The organism is Parendozoicomonas sp. Alg238-R29 (assembly GCF_947331445.1).
Taxonomy (GTDB): domain Bacteria; phylum Pseudomonadota; class Gammaproteobacteria; order Pseudomonadales; family Endozoicomonadaceae; genus Sansalvadorimonas.
Genome location: NZ_CAMZOG010000049.1, coordinates 18,243 through 35,522, shown reverse-complemented (window position 1 = coordinate 35,522; position 17,280 = coordinate 18,243). Strand labels below are relative to the sequence as shown.

Below are 17,280 nucleotides of genomic sequence, written 5' to 3'. Positions count from 1 at the left end.
GTCCCGTTCGTCTAGTGGCCTAGGACACTGCCCTTTCACGGCAGTAACAGGGGTTCGAGTCCCCTACGGGATGCCATTAAATTTTTTAAATTCTCTTATGAGAAGTGTGGGGCCTTAGCTCAGCTGGGAGAGCGCAACACTGGCAGTGTTGAGGTCAGCGGTTCGATCCCGCTAGGCTCCACCAATTTCCTTTATGGAAAACAGCTTGCGGGAATAGCTCAGCTGGTAGGGCACAACCTTGCCAAGGTTGGGGTCGTCTCTCCAAAGTTCGGCGAATCTCGTTTCCCGCTCCAAATTCATGTCACATATGTCGTGTGTTACAATAAAAGAGTTCTAGTGTGTCCCGTTCGTCTAGTGGCCTAGGACACTGCCCTTTCACGGCAGTAACAGGGGTTCGAGTCCCCTACGGGATGCCATTTATAAAAAAGCCGATGCATAAGCATTAATGCCACTCGCTTAAGGGAAAGTGGCTCTTTTCTTTAAGGGATATTTGGCCGCTTTCTTTAGGACCACCCTTGGATATACCCTCTTGCGTTTGTCTGGCAGTATCAATCGTTTTCCCTGTGACCTTAGATTTGCCAGCTTCTTGGGGATCGTTCCGGGAGAGCGCCCTGAGCACCATAAAAATTCATCAAGAATCAGAGTGAAAGCGGTTAAAAAGCTTATTCTTAGCGGTTTGACTTTAAAGTCATCGGCCATACGGCGCATTTCCAGTCGCACCAGATTATAACCAATCAGTATTCCCCATATCCCTGTTCAATCTCCCATCTGTCCCAATAGACTTTTACCAAGTCGGAGAATGGATAGCGAACCGGGTCAGTCAGCGATGTTATGAACCCTTTGATCTTGCCATTGGGTTGGGGGATACGAATCAGCCGTGCTGTCCAAAATTCTGGTAAGTAGAGGGCTGCAGCCCTTGCCTGCGGCGATACTGGTACTGGCATCGATATGAGCTGATCATATTCGGTAAACTCTTTCTCAACCGTATGCCGAAACCGGCTCTTTATTGGCGTCAGCCAGTGGCACCCCTTCCCGCTTTGTTGCCAGGAAAGCAAAAGTTCTGCTGAAAAATAAGCCCGATCAAACAAGGTCAAAGAGTTTTCCGGAGCTGAACCCACAAGTTGCTGGGCGTAATGAATTTCACTTTGTGACACAGGGCCAAATGCGACATCGCTGATCAAGTGGCTGTGAACAGACATCAGGGCAACAGCCAGCACTGATGGGAATGAACCTTGGCCAGAAGCATATCCCAGTTGTTGGTTATCCTTTGTTTCCGGTGTGTGAAACTGTGTACCGTCAACGGCCAGCACCTTCAACCCGTGGAAACATTCTTGCGTATCCTCCTTTTCCCAGTGAGCGGCTGTGGTGTGGAAAAGGTAATGAAGAGGTTCGCAACCCAGTTTATTCCGCGCTTTGGTAACGCTGCTTGAGGCCATGGGCTCCAAGCGTCCATGACTATCTGGAAAGGCCAGATCAAGCTTGTCGCAGACTTCAGCGATAGAGCGGTTGCGCATCAGGCCAATGCCGATAACCAGCCACACGGCCTGCTCTGCAGGAAAGCGTCGTTTACGCACACTGGTACGACCAGTTTGCGCGACAGCCTCTTTGATCCACTCTTGCGGAATATTTCGATGAAACGCATCAAACGATTCAGGGAGGGAAAACTCAGCTGCCATATGCAGCTCTTTAGTGAACTCAGACACAAAAAAACGGACTTGAAAATACTTCAAGTCCGATTGTCTTCATTCAAGATTTAACTGCAAGCCCTTAAGCGAGTGGCATTAGGGACAAGACCCGGCTTGCGTTAGAAAGCTCACAGCTACTTGTGCACGACCTCATAGCAAGGTTCATAGTGGCTGCCTGGCAGCTTCATCCGCTGTTGTTGTACAAAACTTGCCAACAGGGTATCGATGCGCTTCATAAGTTCAGCTTCTCCGTGGAGCTGGAATTTGCCATGTTGTTGAATGCTTTTAACACCATCCTCTTTGATATTGCCAGCAACAATGCCAGACATTGCTCTGCGAAGATTTGAAGCCAGTTCTTCTGCCGGCAGGCTGGAGTCCAAAGAAATGCTGGACATGTTCTCGTGAGAGGGTTCAAAAGGATGCTGGAAGTTGCTTTCTATTTTCAGTTTCCAGTTAAAGTAGAAAGCATCGTTATGCTCCTTGCGGTATTGAGTCACTTCTTCCAGACCTTTCTTCATCAAGTCTGCGACCAGTTTCGGGTCATCTATCACAATGTTGTAAAGCTTTTGTGCTTCAGGCCCCAATGTGGAACCTATAAAGTCATCAATGTGTTTGAAGTACTCTCTTGATGACGCCGGGCCGGTGAGAATAAACGGGTAAGGCAGGCCTTGATTGTCAGGGTGTAGAAGAATACCGATCAGGTACATAATCTCTTCACAGGTGCCGGGGCCGCCGGGGAAGGCAATAATGCCATGTCCCATACGCACAAAACCTTCCAGACGCTTTTCAATATCTGGCATGATGATCAGTTCATTCACGATAGGGTTTGGGCTTTCCGCTGCAATAATGCCGGGCTCAGTTAATCCGATAAATCGCCCTTTTCTGATACGCTGTTTGGCATGACCAATATGGCCGCCTTTCATAGGGCCTTTCATGGCGCCGGGGCCACAGCCAGTGCAGATATCCATACCTCGCAGCCCTAACTGGTAGCCGACGTCTTTTGTGTATTTGTATTCTTCACGACCAATGGAGTGCCCGCCCCAGCACACTACAACATTGGGCGTTTGGCCCGGAATAAAGGCATTGGCATGACGAAGAATTTCAAAAACCAGATTGGTAATATCCTGAGGGTCATTCAGATCGAGCAGCCCGTGGGCTTCAATTTCACTGAACAAATGCAGAATATCCCGCACCACAGAGAACAGGTTTTCACGGACACCGCGAATCAACTCATTATTTACAAAGGCACAAGCAGGAGCGTTAATCAGTTGCAGCTGAAGGCCACGGTGTTCCTGAATGATTTTTATATCAAAGTCATGATAGAGAGCCATCAGTTCCTGAGCATCATCCAGTTCGGTATCACAACTCAGTACGGCCAGAGCACACTGCCGGAAAAGGCTATAAAGGCCTGTGCGAGTTGTATCCTGAAGTTGGCTGACTTCATGGGCGGACAGCACGTTCATGCTTCCTGCGGGGTTAACCAGCGCGGTGACTGTACGGCAGTTTGCCATAGAGCAGTTCCTCTGCAGAGTATTCGGCGTATCCAAAAGTATAGAGAGAAATGGAAAGTTACATTCCGAAATCCACACTTTGAAACATCGACTATAAACTTGAAGTGTTCAGGGACGGTTGAGGTTTTATTTTCGAACTCAATCTTTTCGAGGGCTTTTATGGTTAGGCGCAGGGTTGAAGGAATGCTTGTTGCTTTTCAAAACGCTGCAACGCAACCATGAAAACCCTCGAAAATAAAACCTCAACCGCCCCTAATACAATAACAAACGTTTCGATTGGAGTTGTGAACTATGTCAGCAGAGATTAAGGCTACGTTGTCATCGGTGGAAGAAAGAGTTGTGATCGTTGATGAAGAGAACGACGTCGTCGGTTCAGCTACGCGCAGTGAAATGCGAGCTGGACGTCTCTGCCACCGTGCCGTTTTTGTGTTTGTCTTTAATTCCGATGGTGAACTTCTGATTCAGGAACGCACCATGTCGAAAGATGTGTGGCCTGGCGCTTATGATCTGGCAGCGGGCGGCGTTGTCGATGAAGGTGAAGACTACGATGCCGCAGCGGCCAGGGAACTTGAGGAGGAGATGGGGATTTCAGGTATTCCCTTGGAAGAGAAGTTTCATTTCTATTATCAGGATGAAAATTGCCAGTTGTGGGGTAAGGTTTACACCTGCATCTGGAATGGCGCTATTATTCCTCAGCCTGAAGAGGTCGCGCAGGTGATTCGTGATCGTCCGGAACATATTCTGGCCAACCCTGATATGCGACCTTATACACTAGACAGCTTGATGGCTCTGAGAAAATTACATGGAGCCGAGTAGGCCCTGAATGGGCGGTAAGGAGAGGTATGTTTACAGGTATTGTGCAGGGCACCCGCGAGGTTGTTTCTGTAGAGCGTCGTGAAGGCTTTGCTACTTTTGATATTCTGCTGGGTCATGATCTGTGTGACCAGCTAAAGGAAGGCGCCAGTGTTGCGATCAATGGGGTTTGCTTAACCGTGACTCGTTTTTCAGATGAGTCGGCCTGGTTTGATGTGATGCAGGAAACACTGCGGGTCACTAACCTGGCTGATATCAAGGCTGGCGATCTAGTGAATATTGAAAGAGCGGCTCGTTTTGGTGATGAAGTGGGTGGTCACAATATGTCCGGCCATGTTCACGACACAGTTGAAATTGTAGCTATTGAGAAAACCCCTGATAACACCACATTAACATTTGAATTTGGGCAAAAATGGCAAGGCTATTTGTTACCTAAAGGGTACGTCTCTCTCAATGGTGCCAGCCTGACCATTGGTGCGGAAGTGAAAGATAATCGTTTTTCTGTTCACCTGATTCCGGAGACGCTGCAGATGACGACTTTCGGGCAAGCCCGAAAAGGTATGAAGGTTAATCTTGAAATAGATCCTCAGACACAGGCTATTGTCGATACGGTCAAGAGTTATATGGATCAACAGCGTGTAGTTGTTTGATTACTGTCCAAAGGTCGAATGCGGTGGCGTTTGGAGCGGCGGCGGTTCGTCTTGCTTTCCTGCTCCTATCACGAACTTGCCAGCTGCAATTGGAGATATAGGTGAACAGACAGCCTGTATCTTGGCGTTGAGAGCTCTGCAGGTATGCCACAGATCTTGCATTTTTTGATTTTTCTCTATTAGGGGAAGAGGGGACTGTAACTCTTGAGAAAGAGTGGCAGCCTTCTTCCATGTTGTACTCCGGATTAGGGTGCGTGTGGCTTTTTGAGCCCTTTGGAAGACGTTTTCGGGTCTGGTTGTTTCTTCTTCGGCTCGCTCAGAAATCCACCTGAGCAGTTCTTGGGGGATTCTTTCCATATCTTTGGCCACGATTTTAGCTTCCAGGTGGCGATATTCTTTTTCCCGCTGATTGGTCGGGACAACTTTGGCCTGAGGTGAGAATGGGGCTGGTGTGGATTCCTGCAGAGTATCCATAGGAATCGCCGGTACTTTCAGTACAGCCTGTTTGTACACCTCGGGAAGAGATGTGGGTTGCTTAAGCTCCCGCAGCTTCTGCTGGAAGGTCATCAACAAATCTTCTGCACAATGAAACTCCAACAGGGTTTGTGGGAATCCATAGTCCTGAACAATTTTATTTGCCAGCCATGATGTGTCGGCCCAAGGATGGTTTTTAAGGGGCTTATTGCGCCAGTGCAAATTCTCTATTCGTTGCTGGAGCGCTTTCAGGTGCAGTTCTTTAGTCCAGTTGGGTGGAAGGGATTTATTGAGTTGTAAAAGGTTTTTGGTATCGGTCAGCGCATCACCAGTGCTGGGCAGTAGTGCATTAGGCATGCGGTCTTTTGATACAAGCTGCACATTTTCACCCAGATGACTGGCCAGGTTTGTAAATGAAATTTCCCCGGTTTTATTATCCAATAGGTGAATATATTTCAGTGCTTTTTTCACAAACAGTCCTTGAACCAGATCGATAGCTTTGCCAAAAGATTTTGCGTAGATCCGGCCTCCCCGGCCATGGTCACTTGAGAATGAGATTCTCAGGCAGGATTGTAAGTCAGGTAAAGTCGCTTTCCCTTCATGGATAGGCAAATGATCCAGATAAATATGAACCCGTAAAACTTTAACAATGATCTTAGCGATACGCAGAAATCCACGGGCAACCTTTCCTCCTGCGTAAGAAAGACCAAGAGCTATGAATGGGGACAGAGCTCCACCTGCTGAAAGGGTAAGGGTGCCTGACATATTTTCATCAAGATCAGGACTGACTTTCAAATCGGCAATCTGCCCCAGCGCACTTTTTTGTAAACGTGTGCTTCGAAAGATATTAACCAGTTCCCTGGAGGCGTTGGGGAAGTTGGTTTTTACTCTTCGGGCATCAATGCGTGGGTTAACTTTTGTGCCCTCAAGATCACGGCAGGCGGATACACCAACATTTTGAGCTTGAAATGAGCCGTTCAGACTTCCGGAAACATTGAGTTCGGCTCTACCCAATTCTACATCAAGGTAACTGCCTGTACCGGCTGAGTCTGCGACAACCAGTGCATCACGTAATTCGGTGTTAACGTTTAGATCGGTCCCAATTTGATCTTGAGTATCAGAGATATTCAATTTAACCGCAGCGACGGAAGTATTCGCTAAGGCCAGATGCTTATCTTTCTGGGCATTAACCTGAAGTTTTCGTAGATCCGCTTTAATATGAGCGGGTTTCATTCTCCGGGCTATGTGAGTGGCCGGATCTTTGATCGTGCTATCCAGGCCCAGTGTGAAATCTGCTTCACCTTGCTCAATTTCTCCATGCCCCAAGGTTTCATCACCGTTTTGGCTGACACTGACTTTAATCCCCTGCAATTTGGCAGGCTCTTTTAATTCAGCCTGAACAGGTAATTTGTACTCGTCGCTTGTTCCCGCATAATCGATGGCTGTTTCACTGAGTTGAAGTTGCAGGTCAGTGTGTCCGGTTGTCTTCGAAGCGTGGGCATTTAAGTCGGTAATATGGGCTTTGGCAATAACGGCTCCAGAAGGCAGACTAAGTTCTGAGTAGTTAGTTGTTACCTCGATTTCCTTGTCGTTATTTTTTTTCACGTCAGCCTGGATCTTGATGTTTTCACTCTGGAAAGTCACATCCTGTTCCAGGGTATCGCTTTCGTAAGAATCTTCTTCAATGGTGTCCAAGTGTTTTAATAAGGGCCTTGCAGACTCCTGATACTGTTCCGGAAAATAATCAGTAAGAGCTTTGAGTTTCTTCGCTGTTTTGGGTGAGGCCAGAGATTTTTTTTTGCCCTTTATGTGGGTTTTAAATTTACTCTGGCTCACTTCCAAAGTGCTTTGTACTGGACGAGAGCTGGAAACTACCTCCTCCGTTTCTTTGTTGTACTGTTTTTCTGGAGGTTGGGTTTTTATATAAATTGCTGGAGACGTGAGTTCTACATCGGCTTCTATCTCAACGTCTTTCGGCAGGAATCTCTCGCTCACCTTAAAACCGGTGCAAGCCAGATGGTCACATTGCGCATCTGTTGTTACTTCGTCCGGAGAATCAATGGAGCCACCTTTAACAAGAGTTTCGAAGCCAGTAGTTTCTATTTTCCCCTGCAGGTCACCATGCTGCAGGTCGATAGTGACATGCTTTTTGGATTTGAATGTTGCCTGATCGAAACCGTTTCTCATGTCATATTGGAATTCCAGTTCTGAAGGGCCTGTTGTTATGGTTCCCTTGCTGCGAGGCGTGTAGCGATCCTCCTCCTTGGTTTTCCACACAGAATTGTCTTTTAGGGAATCGTTTGCGCCAGGTAAGGCTAGGTCAACCTGACTATCAATCTGATCGGTTTTTATTGTTGTATGAACTGATGCGACACAGGTCTGCGGGAGTTGCCATGGCTCTATTTCCCGGGATAAAGATTTCCGGAAGTCATCCTGGTCTTCTTGCGTTGTCAGGCTGCTAGGCAGAGTGCATTCGATGGACAGGTTTTTTACTGTTCTTGAATTCAACTCAGCCTTAATACTTTGTCCCAGCACGTTATCCGGCACTAAAACACGCTCGGCGGAAAGGTTTTTAGCTTTTACTTTAAGCTTCGGATGGTGAATGGGAGCGGATGGGTCGACCTGTTCTGGATGAAGAGGAACAGGGGTGCCGGTTTGGAACAGGACGTTCAGGTTTTCCAGATCCGCTGTGTGCGCTTCGGCAATGCCGTTAATGTCTCTTCCATGCAGGCGGTCAACATCCACTGTTGTGACCATTGTTTGAGTCTCTTGATCTGGAGTGACGTAAATCTGAGTGTTTTCCAGAGTGACTCCAGCTTCCAATAAGCGGTTTTCAGAAGTTACTTTGTCTGGAGCTGTTCCAATAGAAACTGTATCAACCTGAGCATGCTCAATTTTGAGAGCAGTTTCGCTGCTGTCGACAACGAATGATCCTGTCAGCCCTTTCATAGCGAAGTTTTTACAGGATATGCCGCCCGATAGATTGGCGTGTCCACTCCCTACGGAAAAATCGACGGTTTCCAGTTTCTTCGAGGTTTCACTGATGTGTCTGGTATTCAGTAAAACAGAACTATCCTTCAGCTGAACACTGCCGTTTATGTCATATGGCATGTTAAAGGTTGCCTGGGGAATATAAAGATCCCCACTAAAATCCTGACACAAAACTGCAGTTGTTGACTCGTCTTCAGACAGTTTCTTTTTGACCAGGGTCAGACCCGTGATTTCGCCATCATTCAGGTTTAAGTCGCCCTCACTGTGAACTTGCAGATAATCACTTTCCGCTCGTAGAGTGCCATCTTCGTATTTGTTTATATCGAGGGCAGCTGTTTTAACCTGTACCTCTGTTTTTCCTAACAAGGCATGGGGAAATAACTGCTTCATTAGAGGTTTGATAGTATCTGGAACTATCAGATCCATTTTGGAGCTGTGAACTCTGGCATCGAGGTTGGCGACACAAGCACCGAATGTCGGATTTTTGCCCTGTCTGTCGCTCTGTGGGTCGAAATCAAGTAACAGATCGGCGCTTTCAATTTTTACACCTGAAGTCGCATCGTGATAACCGGGTGTTCTGATGGATACGGAAGCTCCCTCATTGAGGTGGCAGACGCAATGAGAGGGTATCAGGCAGTCTTTGAGTCGGTTTCGGTTGTAGAACGCCAGAGTCAGGTTTCCGTAAAGGGTGCCTTTATCCAGCAGGCTCTTGATCATGGTGCCGTTTTTGAAGTGGGCAGAGAGATCAACATCTTTGATGTCAAGAGTAGCTTCCTGGCTTTTTGTTTCGTCGAGCCAAACAATGGCCTTTCCTGAGACGTCAGCTTTAATATCAATTTGTTTAAACTGATCAGCCCCTTCGCCTTTGCCAACGGGCTCAAGGTGATGCAGTTTTACCGTAACATCCTGAAGCGTAATGTTAGGGCCGGGCAGATACAGCCGCTTTAGAAAGATAGTTTGCGGTTCACCAGCTGAGCCGTTTTTAGAGTGGTGATAGCAGGAGGAAAGCTTTTGCAGTGAACCAGTCAGATCGCTGGTAGAAAAACCTTTGATGTAGCGGTCTACGAACTTTTTTATGAGGTAAAAAATAGACCAGTTGGTTATTCCGCTACGCACGGGTTTGGTAACGACCCGCTCACTGGTTTTCTTGGTTCCCCAGCGCCATGGGAGTAGGGTGTCTAGCCAGCCCCGGGGTTCTTGTTCTTTAACTGTGCGCTGGCTTAAAGACGGCGGAGTTCTCTGAGTTTCATTGACTTCATCTGGATCGGGTTCATCTGAGTGAAGGCGGACGAATCGGCCCCCACTGGTGTAGTTAAGAAGCTCCCGGGTTTTGTCTGGAAGTGGTGAAGAAACTTCAGCATCATTTTCATCTGGTAGAGGTTCAGGCAGGTGTTTTGTTCCCTCAACTGATGAAGTTGCAGGTTCCTGTTGTAATGGGCGGTTTTCGAGTTCGGGCAGATTTGGTGATAAAACAGGTTTGGGGCCTGTCGGTAAAACATCACCTGTGCGCATGGTTGGCATGAGAGGCATCCTGCCTGATTTAGTCAGTCCTTACCCAGTAAGCTTAGGAGGTTCTGTACAGCGGGAGTATGGCTGGCGAGGAAAAGAGCAGTTATTAACTGACTGTTTTTAAAATAAATTGTTCTTACTGTAGTGTGGACAGTCAGGGGAATGACAAGCTATAAATAGAGTGCTCATTACACATGTCCAAGCGTGGGTTACCTACGCTGCTTGAGCGAGCACCAAGTAAAAAGCTGCTTAACCTGCAACAGGTAAGCAGCTTTTTTAATGCTTGCTGAAAGCTCTAGAACAGGTGTTTTTCTACATCAGCAAACGTACGGGCAAAGTGAGCAGTCATGCCTTCGCGGATATATTCCGGCAACTCTTCGAAATCCCTTCGGTTGGCTTCAGGCAAAATCACAGTTTTGATGTTACTGCGACGGGCTGAAATCACCTTTTCCCGGATACCACCAACAGCCAGAACGTGACCAGTCAAGGTCAACTCACCTGTCATCGCCATAGGCTTTGGTTTGCGGCCTTTTGCCAGACTGAGCAGGGCGCTGGCCATAGTCACACCAGCGCTCGGTCCATCTTTTGGTGTTGCACCTTCTGGTACATGCAGGTGAATAAAAGAGCTGTTGAAGTAGTCTTCTGGAGCACCCAGTTTTTTCAAATGACTCATGATATAGCTGTAGGAGATTTCTGCAGACTCCTTCATGGTTTCCCCAAGGCGACCAGTAAGGCGGAATCCGGGGCGCAGGCTGTGAACCCGTGTGGCTTCCACTGGCAGGGTTGCGCCCCCCATAGATGTCCATGCCAGACCGGTAATAACGCCTACACCCTGCAGAACTTTCTCTTTGCTGAAGTAAGGCTTGCCAAGGTAATCATCAAGATCTTTCACGCCGATTTTGATTTTAAGGTCCCGGTCATCAAGGATTCTCAGCACTGCCTTGCGAATAATACGGGACAAAAGTTTTTCCAGATGACGAACCCCGGATTCCCGGGCATAACCTTCAACAAGGGCTTTCAGTGTGGCATCGCTGATTTTAAGCTGAGACTTCTTCAGGCCAGCTTTTTTCAGTTGTTTGGGCCACAGGTGATTTCTGGCAATAGCCACCTTTTCCTGAGTGATGTAGCCAGAAAGGCGCAGAGTATCCATCCGGTCCAGCAGTGGCCCGGGTATGGTATCCAGCTGGTTGGCTGTACATACAAAGAGCACTTTGGAAAGGTCGATGCGCATATCCAGGTAATGATCGAGGAATTCACTGTTCTGGGCGGGGTCAAGAACCTCAAGTAGCGCGGAAGCTGGGTCACCCCGGAAGGACGCGCCAATCTTGTCAATTTCATCCAGCATAATCACCGGGTTAGAAACGTCCACCTCTTTCAAAGCCTGAACTAGTTTGCCCGGTAGAGCACCAATGTAGGTACGGCGATGGCCCTTAATCTCAGCCTCGTCACGCATGCCACCAAGGCTGAAGCGATAGAACTTCCGGCCCAGAGCATTGGCAACGGACTGACCAATAGAGGTTTTACCCACGCCGGGAGGGCCGACCAGCAGCAGAATTGAGCCTGCAACTTCTTGTTTGTAAGCGCCAACGGCCAGAAACTCAATAATCCGGTCTTTTACATCCTCTAGACCGTCATGGTCTTCATCCAGCACCTTGCGAGCGTGAGTGAGGTCAAGGTTATCCTCCGAGACAACGTTCCAGGGAACAGATGTTGCCCAGTCCAGATAATTTCTGGTAACACTGAATTCGGGAGAACCAATCTCCAGCATGGAGAATTTGTTCATCTCCTCGTTGATTTTCTTTTTCGCGGCTTCAGGAATGTCGCGTTTTTTCATCCGCTTCTGGAACTCTTCCATCTCAGCGGTTTTGTCATCTTTGGCAATGCCCAGCTCTTTCTGGATGACTTTCAACTGTTCTTTCAGGAAGAATTCACGCTGATGCTTGTTGATCTTAAGATTCACTTCCTCACTAATCTGGCTTTGCAGCTTGGCAACTTCCTGCTCTTTGCGCACCAGAACCAGAACCTTTTCCATACGGCGTTGTATGGAAATGGTTTCCAGTACTTCCTGCAACTCCGAGCCGGGAGCGGTGGTAATAGCCGCGGCAAAGTCAGCCAGAGGGGACGGCTCCCGGGGGCTGAACCGGTTCAGGTAATTCTTTAGCTCTTCGCTGTACAGAGGGTTGAGGGGAAGAAGCTCTTTAATGGCATTAATAAGTGCCATTGCGTAAGCCTTGAGGGTTTCTTCATCCTCACTCTGATCCTGAATATACTCAACCTGTACCAGGAAGGGAGGGCGGCGACGCAGCCAGTTCACAATGCGGAAACGCTGCACCCCAAGGGCGATAAACTGAATCTGGTCGTCCACTTCAACAATGTTGTGAACTTTAACGGCGCAGCCTATCTCAGGGAATTCATCTGGTTCGGCAGCATCTCCAGAGAAGTCATCAATAAACGATAATCCCAGCGCTTTTTCTTCCGTCTGGGCAACGCGTTTGATGGTTTCCTCCCAAGGCTTGGACCCGAATATAAGAGGCTGAACCTGAGCCGGGAAAAAGGGACGATTGGTGGCAGGAATCAGGTATAGCTTATCCGGAAGATTCTGATGGGGAAGAATCAGGGCGGTGCTGCCGGTGTTGTCATCTTCAGGATCGTTGATAAATTCTGAAGTCACGTCGTGTTCTTCATTCATAGTTGGCTGTTCACAAACTGTCTGGGCACTTGTTACAGCTTAGCCACCAGTGGCAGGTGGAATAACAGAGTGCTGTTCAGGGAGACGATTACAGAGGTATAGATAGAGGCGCCTCTGCCATTTTTAAACACCACAAAGAAATTATGGTTGAAACAATTCAGCTTTGAGACTGATTTTTCTGAGAATTTGGTGGCAGGGTAGCAGCTCTGACTCTCGTTGCCGGGCAGGCGTTGGGCTTTGATGGCGGAATGTTGATTTTCCGTCGTTTAACCGATTAAATGGTATTTGACGGAATAATAATAATAAACAGGATGCTCATCATGCCATTACTGCGTTTCTTGACGCTGTTGTGTTGTCTTTTGTCGTTACCTACCTATGCCCTCACGATTAAGGGGGTGGACATTCCCGAAGTCATTCCTGCCACAGATGGTCGCCCGGCTTTGAAGCTGAATGGTGCTTCTGTACGCGTGGTTTATCTGCTTGTTGATGCATACATTGGCGAATTATATCTGGAAAACCCGAGTCGAAACCCAGAAGACATTTATGCGGATGATGGGCACAAACGGATGGTTTTCCATATCATGGCCCGTAGAGTGAGCGGTCGCCGGATTACTTCGGCCATGAATGAAGCTTTGGAATTGAATATTTCTCCAGAAGAGATGAAAAGACATGAAGATAAGCTGGTGCAGCTTACCGAAATGTTTAAAGGGCGCTTAAAGCGGGGTGAGCAGGGTATGGCTGAGTACATTCCTGGCGTGGGTACCCGTGTTGTTGTAAAGGGTGAAGACCGAGGAATTATTCCCGGAAAAGACTTCTTTAATGCCTTGCTGACGGTATGGATTGGTGAGAACCCGGTTACACGTGAGTTCAAGGAAGATATTCTTGGTGTTGAAAGCGACAAGAGTAAGGAAGTGGTTACGGAGAGCTGATTATTCAGCCCTTCCCCTCCCTGGAAGAGTGACTGTGCTGTTGTAGCAGAGGCCTGTTTTGCGTGGGTAGCGTTAAAAGAGAAAATAAGCAGTGCTACCCATATAAAGCCAAGGCTGATCTGAATATCTCTTCCAAATAGTCCGTTGTATAAAAATTGCCCAGCATCAGGGAGACGATGGGCAAACAACCAATGATTACTATCTGCCAGAGCACACCGGCTCCCGCAAGGATAAGAGCGAGCCACTGAGTCGTATGCTTAATTGAGGACGCCCCTGGTCGTTATGTTTGGCATTCAGGAAACCATTTTCACAAAAAATTCTGCAAGGGGTGGCAAAACAGACCTTTAGGCGTTATAAGTTCCCGCATCAGAGGGTCTGTGATCGCAGGCTTATTTTCTCAGCTATTTATCCTATCTTTCCAGAGGTTTTCTTCTCAGGGGTTCTGCCTTGCAGAAAGAGTTCTGATTGTCATATTTTTAGAGGTTGTTGTATGTCGCCAACTATGGCGGAGTTTGGTGTTCTATGCCTGACTTCTCTGTTCACCATGATCAATCCGATCAGTATTGCACCGGTGTTTTTGTCACTCACTTCCGGCCTTGAGCCTTATCAGAGAAAACAGGTTGCCCGAAAGGCAACGCTGACCGCGTTTGTTATTCTGGTGTTCTTTGCGTTAACAGGTTCGGTAATTTTCCAGGTCTTTGGGATATCTGTACATGGTTTGAGAATTGTGGGTGGTGTGCTGTTTTTTATTATGGGTTATGAAATGGTGCAAGCACGGCTGAGCCGAACCCGTTTCGATAAAGCGGAAGAGCTGGAAGCCATCGATGCATATTCCCATGATGTGGCTTTAACTCCACTGGCTATTCCGTTGATTTGCGGGCCGGGAGCGATTGCGACGGTGATCATTCTCATGCAGGAGCAAACGCTGACACATCAGATGATTTTGTTTGTCAGTATTGCTGCCGTGTTGCTGGTTACCTGGGTTGCGCTGCTGTTTGCCAGTCCGATTATGAATCGTGTGGGTGAGAGCGGTAATAAGGTTATGATGCGGGTTATGGGCTTGATCGTCATGGTTATTGCTGTTGAGTACTTTTTCGCCGGTTTAAAACCGATTATGCGAGACATTCTTGGTATCCCGGCTTAAGCCTGAAGATGTTTCAGGCTGCTTCTGAGCTCTCAGTTTTCTTCTCGTGATTCTGCTGTGTTATTTGTGAGTCGCGTACTGGTCTTTTACTGGTTGAGGCCGGGCAGATAGCTTCCAGGTGAATGCTGTAAGCCTGCGTGTTCATCCAGGTAAGAGCCTCATTCAGAGAGGGAAACTGGATGCGGTAATATTGGCTGGCTCCGGTATTGTCCCTGTACTCCATATAGAGGGTATAAGAGGGTTTACTCTGCTGGTGGCTGATGCGCACACTGCCCTCGACTATCCAGCAGTAAATCGGGCACTCATAGGTTCTGTGAATAATGTGGCGGCTAAAGTATTCCAGTCTGTTCAGGCTTTTCTGACAGGAAGGTTTGAATGATGGAGGTCTGTAAAAGACAAAAGTCCCGGAGCTTTTCTGCATAACTCTTGTGTAAATCTAAAGTGATTCATTTACGGCCAATTGAGTGGGGGCTATTTAAGCAGTTGGCCCAAATACGAGCAAGAACGGGAAATACCGAAATCTTGGTGATTCATAGTTGCCAGCAGCGATCTGCTGTTATACATTACGCCCCGCTTTGCAGGGATGACCTGAACGAAGCGAGAAATACTCTGTAATTACAGGTGTTTCGACAATTTGGTGAGGTGTCCGAGTGGCCGAAGGAGCACGCCTGGAAAGTGTGTATACGGAAACGTATCGAGGGTTCGAATCCCTCCCTCACCGCCACATATGAGAATCCCGCTGCAGTTATCTGTAGCGGGATTTTTGCGTTATATACGCCTCACGAAGGCCTGTGTGGCGGGTTTCCTGTCTGATAGGAAGCGTACTTCCCCGGTGCTGTAGCAGCCCCTGTTTTGCCTCTCAAAATGCCGTTTTTACCGGTGTCCTCTGTTTTTAGCGTACAGAGCGTTTTTCTAGGTACGTATCTAAAACTCTTTTTAAATCATTAGGCTGTAAGTGCTTTTAGGGTGTCTTGGTCGCATGTGTTAGTGATAAAAAGGTGGTGAGCAGGTTGATAGCTAAATGATCTGGTTCTCTGGTATTCAAGTGATTTTTTGTTGCCAGCGTTTGCGTGTTTTGTAATTGCTGGCGGCTTCCTGGAAGCCAAGATTGATAGCGATATTACTGTCGCCCATGCCTGTCGATTTATATTTTCCAGCATCTTTCTGTCTCACTTGATCAAGAATGTTGCTGTAGGAAGAGCCTTCACTTTTCAGTTGCCTATATAGCTTGGAGCAGCTCATATGCAGCTCCTTTCGATACGGTTAAACCAAGCAACACCATCATCAATTTGTAAACGATATGCTCGTGTTGCCGGTTTAGTGTGAGGGGGGAATGCGCAATGTGGGTGTTGAATTATCTTTGAAATAATGGACCTTCAGTCATGGAACTTGTTTGTTGGCTTCCGGCTTTTGGGGGCGGGAGAATCACTATCTGCAAGATGCAGCCACATCTTTCCCGAAGGATATAGCTGAACACATGAACGGCTCTGGTCTTATGGGAAGATTGGCGACTCCGATTGTTAATGCTGTTGTAAAAAATGATTTGAAAAACTTGTATTCGGCACCAGAGAGCGCCTCAGATATTTCGTTTGCTAGGTAGTTCGAACCCGAGGCAGATCCTGCCATCGGGTGGTGAAGTGGGGGCTGATATAGTTTTGTTTCATGTGCCATCGTGCCGTGCTGAAACCACTCGCGGCTGATCGTAAGGTATTCCGTCCGAAGCGGTTGTTGATTTCGTCAACGGTGGTTATAAACGCGTTGCTTGATTGTGCCTTTGTTGAGGAGAGTTGGAAGAGGTCGTTCTGCAGTGACTGATTGTCCTGAATGTCCAGTAGCAGGAAACCTGCTTTCTGATAGAGATACCCTTCCCGGAAGATGCTATCGAGGCCCTTTCTGGCGATGTGCTGCCATGCCTGACTGCTGTCTGTAGGCCAGGGTAATGCCAGATTCAGATTGACACTGTATTGTTGATCCTGATCGCGGAATGGACTGGTGCGCAAAAACAGCTGGGCCTTGGCCGAGGCTTTGCCCTGGGCGCGCAATTTTTCGCAGGCGCGGGCGACATAGGTGGCGACAGCTTCCTGTATATTATGCTTCGCAGTGACAGGCCGTCCAAAGGAGCGACTGCACATGATGGTGTGCTTGTTACCATCGGTTTGTTCCTCCCACGGCAAACAACTCTCTCCCCTCAGCTCTTTAACTAATCGTGCTTCAACAATAGAGAATTGTTTTTGAATGGACGTGGGTTCCCGTTGGGCCAGATCGAATGCCGTATCAATGCCTTGCGCCTTCATCTTTTTAGCCAGCTGACGTCCGACACCCCAGACTTCCTCCACAGGTGTGATGGCCATCAGTTTCTTCTGGCGTTCCGGGGATGTTAAATCAACGACACCCCCTGTTGCTCGATAGCGCTTAGCCGCGTAATTGGCGAGCTTGGACAGCACTTTGGTGGTTGCGATGCCAACCCCGATAGGTAGCCCTGTCCAGCGACCCACCTTGCTCTGAATTTGCTGCCCCCTGATATGCCAGTCGGGAACAGAAAAACCATCAAACCGCAGAAAGGCTTCGTCAATACTGTACACCTCAACGTCGGGAGAAAAGGTTTCGAGCACAGCCATAAAGCGTTCTGACATATCTCCGTAAAGGGGGTAGTTACTGCTGCGGATCATTATGTCACCCCGTTTGACCAGAGAACGTACCTGAAACAAGGGGGTGCCCATGGCCACATTCAGGGCCTTGAGTTCTTGAGTGCGGGCAATAATACAGCCATCGTTATTGGAGAGCACGCCCAGCGGCTTGCCTATGAGATGTGGTTCAAAGACCCGATGACAGCTGCAGTAGAAGCTGTTGGCATCACAGTGGACAATCACGATCGGCGTATTCAT

The 17,280-nt window shown here is 48.0% G+C and carries 11 protein-coding genes and 5 tRNA genes; 9 read left to right on the top strand and 7 right to left on the bottom strand.

Going from position 1 to position 17,280, the window contains the following annotated elements; genetic code table 11:
* The 4 genes from QMA35_RS13190 to QMA35_RS13175 all read left to right on the top strand — a co-directional run bounded on the left by QMA35_RS13190 (window position 1) and on the right by QMA35_RS13175 (window position 416).
* Window positions 1-76, top strand: a tRNA-Glu gene (locus tag QMA35_RS13190).
* Between the two features lie 32 nt (window positions 77-108).
* A tRNA-Ala gene (locus QMA35_RS13185) sits at window positions 109-184 on the top strand.
* A 23-nt stretch (window positions 185-207) separates the two neighbouring features.
* A tRNA-Gly gene (locus QMA35_RS13180) sits at window positions 208-293 on the top strand.
* A gap of 47 nt (window positions 294-340) precedes the next feature.
* A tRNA-Glu gene (locus QMA35_RS13175) sits at window positions 341-416 on the top strand.
* Window positions 417-734: 318 nt separating this feature from the next.
* Here QMA35_RS13175 and QMA35_RS13170 read toward each other — a convergent pair.
* Window positions 735-1,676: an IS4 family transposase gene (locus QMA35_RS13170; RefSeq protein ID WP_281647618.1), complete on the bottom strand. Its 942-nt coding sequence runs from the start codon at window positions 1,674-1,676 to the stop codon at window positions 735-737.
* A gap of 143 nt (window positions 1,677-1,819) precedes the next feature.
* Window positions 1,820-3,196 carry a nucleotide 5'-monophosphate nucleosidase PpnN gene (gene ppnN, locus QMA35_RS13165; RefSeq protein ID WP_281647617.1) on the bottom strand — a complete coding sequence of 459 codons (1,377 nt, stop codon included), beginning with the start codon at window positions 3,194-3,196 and terminating at the stop codon, window positions 1,820-1,822.
* A gap of 291 nt (window positions 3,197-3,487) precedes the next feature.
* On the opposite strand from ppnN, the gene yfcD reads away from it, so the two are divergent.
* Window positions 3,488-4,012 carry an NUDIX hydrolase YfcD gene (gene yfcD / locus QMA35_RS13160; protein WP_281647616.1) on the top strand — a complete coding sequence of 175 codons (525 nt, stop codon included), beginning with the start codon at window positions 3,488-3,490 and terminating at the stop codon, window positions 4,010-4,012.
* Window positions 4,013-4,038: 26 nt separating this feature from the next.
* The gene (locus QMA35_RS13155; protein ID WP_281647615.1) at window positions 4,039-4,659 is read left to right on the top strand and encodes a riboflavin synthase subunit alpha; all 621 of its coding nucleotides are present in this window, start codon (window positions 4,039-4,041) and stop codon (window positions 4,657-4,659) included.
* Here QMA35_RS13155 and QMA35_RS13150 read toward each other — a convergent pair whose 3' ends face one another.
* Window positions 4,660-9,645, bottom strand: a complete 4,986-nt coding sequence (locus tag QMA35_RS13150) for a hypothetical protein (RefSeq protein ID WP_281647614.1) — start codon at window positions 9,643-9,645, stop codon at window positions 4,660-4,662.
* Window positions 9,646-9,928: 283 nt separating this feature from the next.
* The gene (gene lon / locus QMA35_RS13145; protein WP_281647613.1) at window positions 9,929-12,322 is read right to left on the bottom strand and encodes an endopeptidase La; all 2,394 of its coding nucleotides are present in this window, start codon (window positions 12,320-12,322) and stop codon (window positions 9,929-9,931) included.
* A 320-nt stretch (window positions 12,323-12,642) separates the two neighbouring features.
* Between lon and QMA35_RS13140 the strand changes: the two genes are divergently transcribed.
* Window positions 12,643-13,251, top strand: a complete 609-nt coding sequence (locus tag QMA35_RS13140; protein ID WP_281647612.1) for a chalcone isomerase family protein — start codon at window positions 12,643-12,645, stop codon at window positions 13,249-13,251.
* A 490-nt stretch (window positions 13,252-13,741) separates the two neighbouring features.
* Window positions 13,742-14,395, top strand: coding sequence for a MarC family protein (locus QMA35_RS13135; RefSeq protein WP_281647611.1), 654 nt, complete (start codon window positions 13,742-13,744; stop codon window positions 14,393-14,395).
* Window positions 14,396-14,408: 13 nt separating this feature from the next.
* Here the strand turns inward: QMA35_RS13135 and QMA35_RS13130 are convergent, their stop codons facing one another.
* Entirely contained in the window at window positions 14,409-14,816 is a 408-nt protein-coding gene (locus QMA35_RS13130) for a hypothetical protein (protein WP_281647610.1), read from the bottom strand.
* A gap of 215 nt (window positions 14,817-15,031) precedes the next feature.
* Here QMA35_RS13130 and QMA35_RS13125 point away from each other — a divergent pair.
* Window positions 15,032-15,119: transfer RNA gene (locus QMA35_RS13125), tRNA-Ser, on the top strand.
* 317 nt (window positions 15,120-15,436) lie between these two features.
* Here the strand turns inward: QMA35_RS13125 and QMA35_RS13120 are convergent.
* Together QMA35_RS13120 and QMA35_RS13115 are read right to left on the bottom strand one after the other, a co-directional pair.
* The gene (locus QMA35_RS13120) at window positions 15,437-15,637 is read right to left on the bottom strand and encodes a hypothetical protein (protein WP_281647609.1); all 201 of its coding nucleotides are present in this window, start codon (window positions 15,635-15,637) and stop codon (window positions 15,437-15,439) included.
* Window positions 15,638-15,987: 350 nt separating this feature from the next.
* Window positions 15,988-17,280 (bottom strand): Y-family DNA polymerase, encoded by a 1,293-nt coding sequence (locus QMA35_RS13115; protein WP_281647608.1) that lies wholly within the window; start codon window positions 17,278-17,280, stop codon window positions 15,988-15,990.